The following is a 3,969-nucleotide window of genomic DNA, read 5'->3' on the forward strand; positions in this document are numbered from 1 at the left end:
TTCGCGGGCTCTACGCGGTGGGCAATTGCTCGGCGGCGATCACGGCGGATTCCTATCCGGGTGCGGGCGCTACGCTCGGGCCGGCCATGACCTTCGGATATATCGCCGCGAACGATATCGCGAGTTCGATGAGCAACCGGACGGTGGAGGAGCTTGCAGCCGCCGGCACGACGCCCGGCTTCCGTTCGGTGGCGACAGGTGATTGATCCGGAGTCCATATTGGGCGATGCGCCCTTCGGAACGACGCCGGTTGCAAAGCCGTTGGTCGTCGCCGATCCGGCCGCCACGACATGGGACAGGGAGACCGATCTCCTCGTCATCGGATGCGGTGCGGCGGGCGCTTCCGCCGCACTTGAAGGCGCCGAGCAGGGGCTCGACGTCATTATCGCCGACCGGTTCCAGGGCGGGGGCGCGAGCGCGCTGAGCGGTGGCATCGTCTATACCGGCGGCGGCAGCAAATACCAGCATCAGGCGGGATATAGCGACAGCGTCGACGCGATGTACGACTATCTGCGCCATGAGGTCGAGGAGGCGGTTTCGCCGGCGACGCTCAGGCGCTTCTGCGAAGACAGTCTCGCGCAGCTTGCCTGGCTGGAAAGCCACGGTGTCGAATTCGACGGTACGCCGTCGCCGCACAAGACCTCCTACCCGCAGCGTCCGCATTTTCTCTATTACTCCGGCAACGAGGCCGTCGCCGCCTATGCCGGCAAGGAACCGCCGGCGCCGCGCGGGCATCGGGTGAAAGGCGGCCCCTTTTCCGGCCTGCAACTGATGAACGGCTTGAAGGCGTCATTGCGGCGCATGAAGAGCGTGACATTCCTCACGCAGGCGGCGGCGCGGCGGCTCATCGTGACGAGTGCGGGCGAGGTTGTCGGCGCGGAGATATGGCAGGTGCCAGAGGGACCGGCTGCAGCGTTGCACAGGCTCTTCGAGAATCTCGGCAAGCACATGTTCCTGCAAACCATAGGCGTCGGCCGGCCTCTGCTGCGGTGGCTTTCGAGGATCGAGGCGCGGCGCGCGCGGCCGATGCGGGTGCGGGCGCGCAAGGGCGTCGTTCTCGCAGCGGGCGGCTTCATCAAGAACCGGGCGCTGGTGCATCGCCTCGCGCCGAAATATGAAGGTGGATTTCCACTCGGGAGCGCCGGCTGCGACGGGAGCGGTCTTCGTCTCGGTCTTTCGGCGGGCGCGGCGACCGCGCGGCTCGGCACGATATCGGCCTGGCGTTTCATCGATCCGCCGCTTGGCTGGGTGAAGGGCATCGTCGTCGACAAGACGGGGAAGCGCCTCACCAATGAGGAGCAATATGGCGCGCGGATCGGCGATGCGATCATGGAGCGGGCGCAGGGCGGCGCGTGGCTCATCATCGACCGGGCGGTTCACGACGAGGCGCAGGCCGAACTGCGCAACGAGGAAATCTGGGCGTTCCAGAAATTTCCGGCGAAGCTGATGATGAGGTTCGCCGCTGCGAAGGCGAAGAGCATCGAGGGGCTCGCCACCGCGCTTGGCTTGCCCGCCGGCGCGCTCGTCGAAACGGTCGCCGCCTATAATGACGCGGCGCGCGGACGGATACCCGATGCGTTCGGCAAGTCGCAAGGGATGATGTCGCCGCTCGCGATGCCGCCTTTCATGGCCATCGATATTTCCTGCCGGAACAAGTTTTTTCCTCTCGCCGTGCTGAGTCTCGGGGGGCTCGCCGTCGATGAGGAGACAGGCGCTGTGCGCGGCGGTGACGGGCCCATACCGGGCCTTTATGCCGCCGGGCGCAGCGCCTGTGGCATTCCATCGAATTTCTACGTCAGCGGATTGTCGCTGGCCGATTGCGTCTGGTCGGGACGCAGGGCGGCGCGATCCGTCGCGAAGGCGTCGCAGGACGAAGCTCGCGCGGGCCGCAAGCTCGCCAGCGCGTGAAAAGCAAATGAAGCGGGGGAAGAATGGGTCGCGTCGATAATAAAGTGGTGGTGGTGACCGGCGGCGGCAGCGGCTGCGGCCGGGAAGATTCGATCCTTCTGGCGAAAGAGGGCGCCAAGGTCATCGTGACCGATATCGACATCGATGCGGCGAAGGCCGTCGCGGCGGAAATCGGCGACGGCAAGGCGATCGCGCTCCAGCACAATATCGCCAACGAAGATGACTGGGTGCGGGTGATGAAGGCCGGGCGGGACGCTTTCGGCCCGATCAACGGCGTCGTCAACAATGCCGGCATCCTGCTGATGGGCGATTTCGAGAGCCTGCCCTTCGCCGACTGGCAGAAGACGCAGGAGGTCAACGTCACCGGCTATTATCTCGGCTGCAAGCACGCGATCATCGCGATGAAGGAACATGGCGGTGCCATCGTCAACATGGCGTCGATCGTCTCGACGCTCGGCTCCGCCAACTACTTCGCCTATGCGGCGTCAAAGGCCGCGGTTGCTTCGCTCACCGGCAGCGTCGTCGCCTATTGCAAGCAGGCCGGCTACAAAATCCGCTGCAACGCGATCCAGCCGGACGGCATCCTGACGCCGATGGTGCTGAAGCAGATGAACCTGCCGCTCGATACCGATCTCAAGATGATCAAGGATTCGCCGATGGGTTACCGCTTCTGCTACCCGCATGAAGTGGCGAACCTCGTGCTCTTTCTCATATCGGATGAGTCCGCCTCGATCAGCAATGCGCGCGTCTCGATCGACAACGGCAATTACGGCCTTAGCGAATTCTAGGAACGGAGCGGACCCATGTTGAAGGAAGCCGTCAGAAGTATGCTCACCTCCATCGAAGGGACGGTGACGCCGGAGCATATCCGCTCGACCATCGAGGCCTATCTCCAGACCTATGTGACGAAGGACACGGCGACGCGCGCGGCGATGTTCACCGACGACGCCATTGCCGACGATCCGGTCGGCGCGCCGCCCTTCGTGGGCAAGGAGGCGATCGTCAATTTCTGGTCGATCGCCGATCAGGGGCCGGCGACGCTGGAGCCGAAAGTCGAGCGCATCGTCGTCTGCGGCAACGAGGCCGTCTTCATCTTCAACATGAAGATGAGCGTCGGCGAGATGGGATCGGCGACGATGAAGATCACCGAGACGCTGGTCTTCGACGACGCGGGCAAGATCAAGCGGCTGCGCGCCTATTGGGACGAGCACAGCGTAACCTGAGGTGCGGATGTCGATCGATCTCGATCTCGAAGGCAAGAGCGTTCTCGTTACGGGCGGCACCAAAGGCGTCGGGCGCGGCATCGCCGAGCGCTTTCTCGAAGCCGGCGCCGACGTCGCGATCTGCGGGCGCAATGCGCCGGAGACGCTGCCGCGCGGCGGCGGCAGGGAGGCCGTGTTTTTCGCCTCCGACGTGCGCGATGTCGAGCAGGCGAAGGCACTGATCGATGCCGTGGTGGCGCGGTTCGGCAAGCTCGACGTGCTGGTCAACAATGCGGGCGGATCGCCACCGGCCGATGCGGCGACTGCCTCGCCGCGGTTTTCGGAGGCGATCATCCGCCTCAATCTGATTGCGCCGCTCAATCTCGCGCAACTCGCCAACGCGGCGATGCAGAAACAGGATCGAGGCGGCGTCGTCATCAACATCGCGAGCGTCAGCGGCGTGCGGCCCTCGCCGGGAACGGCGGCCTATGGCGCGGCGAAGGCCGGGCTTCTCAATCTCACGACGTCGCTCGCCCAGGAATGGGCGCCGAAGGTTCGTGTGAATGCGATTACAGCCGGAATGATCCGCACCGAGCAGGCTGATCTCTTCTATGGCGGAGAGGCGGGGCTTGCGGTCATCGATGCCGCGCAACCGATGAAACGCATCGCTGTGCCGGCCGATATCGGCAATGCCTGTCTTTATCTCGCATCGGCCCTTGCCGGATATGTGACGGGCGCGCGGCTCGACGTACATGGCGGCGGCGAGAGGCCGCCATTTCTGGAACAGGCGGAGAGCGCGAAAGGCTGAAGGTCTTATTGTTCGCGAGGACGAACGATCAATTCGTACCCAAGCGCTTCT

The 3,969-nt window shown here is 64.4% G+C and carries 4 protein-coding genes and 1 pseudogene; all 5 read left to right on the forward strand.

Going from position 1 to position 3,969, the window contains the following annotated elements; genetic code table 11:
- Positions 1-206: pseudogene (locus VMR03_RS04310) on the forward strand (hypothetical protein); the annotation flags it as partial.
- A 13-nt stretch (positions 207-219) separates the two neighbouring features.
- A complete protein-coding gene (locus VMR03_RS04315) occupies positions 220-1,908 on the forward strand; it encodes an FAD-binding protein (protein ID WP_325402625.1) in 1,689 nt (562 codons plus the stop codon).
- A gap of 23 nt (positions 1,909-1,931) precedes the next feature.
- Positions 1,932-2,696, forward strand: a complete 765-nt coding sequence (locus tag VMR03_RS04320; protein ID WP_325402627.1) for an SDR family oxidoreductase — start codon at positions 1,932-1,934, stop codon at positions 2,694-2,696.
- A gap of 15 nt (positions 2,697-2,711) precedes the next feature.
- On the forward strand, positions 2,712-3,131 hold the full coding sequence (locus VMR03_RS04325; protein ID WP_325402629.1) for a nuclear transport factor 2 family protein: 420 nt from the start codon (positions 2,712-2,714) through the stop codon (positions 3,129-3,131).
- 7 nt (positions 3,132-3,138) lie between these two features.
- Positions 3,139-3,918 carry an SDR family oxidoreductase gene (locus VMR03_RS04330; protein ID WP_325402631.1) on the forward strand — a complete coding sequence of 260 codons (780 nt, stop codon included), beginning with the start codon at positions 3,139-3,141 and terminating at the stop codon, positions 3,916-3,918.
- Positions 3,919-3,969 lie beyond the last annotated feature (51 nt).

Source organism: Parvibaculum sp. (assembly GCF_035511255.1).
Lineage (GTDB): Bacteria > Pseudomonadota > Alphaproteobacteria > Parvibaculales > Parvibaculaceae > Parvibaculum.

Excerpts from the sequence above, each read along its gene's own strand:
- VMR03_RS04330 (WP_325402631.1), top strand. The coding sequence starts at position 3,139 with ATGTCGATCGATCTCGATCTCGAAGGCAAGAGCGTTCTCGTTACGGGC.
- VMR03_RS04325 (WP_325402629.1), top strand. The coding sequence starts at position 2,712 with ATGTTGAAGGAAGCCGTCAGAAGTATGCTCACCTCCATCGAAGGGACG.
- VMR03_RS04320 (WP_325402627.1), top strand. The coding sequence starts at position 1,932 with ATGGGTCGCGTCGATAATAAAGTGGTGGTGGTGACCGGCGGCGGCAGC.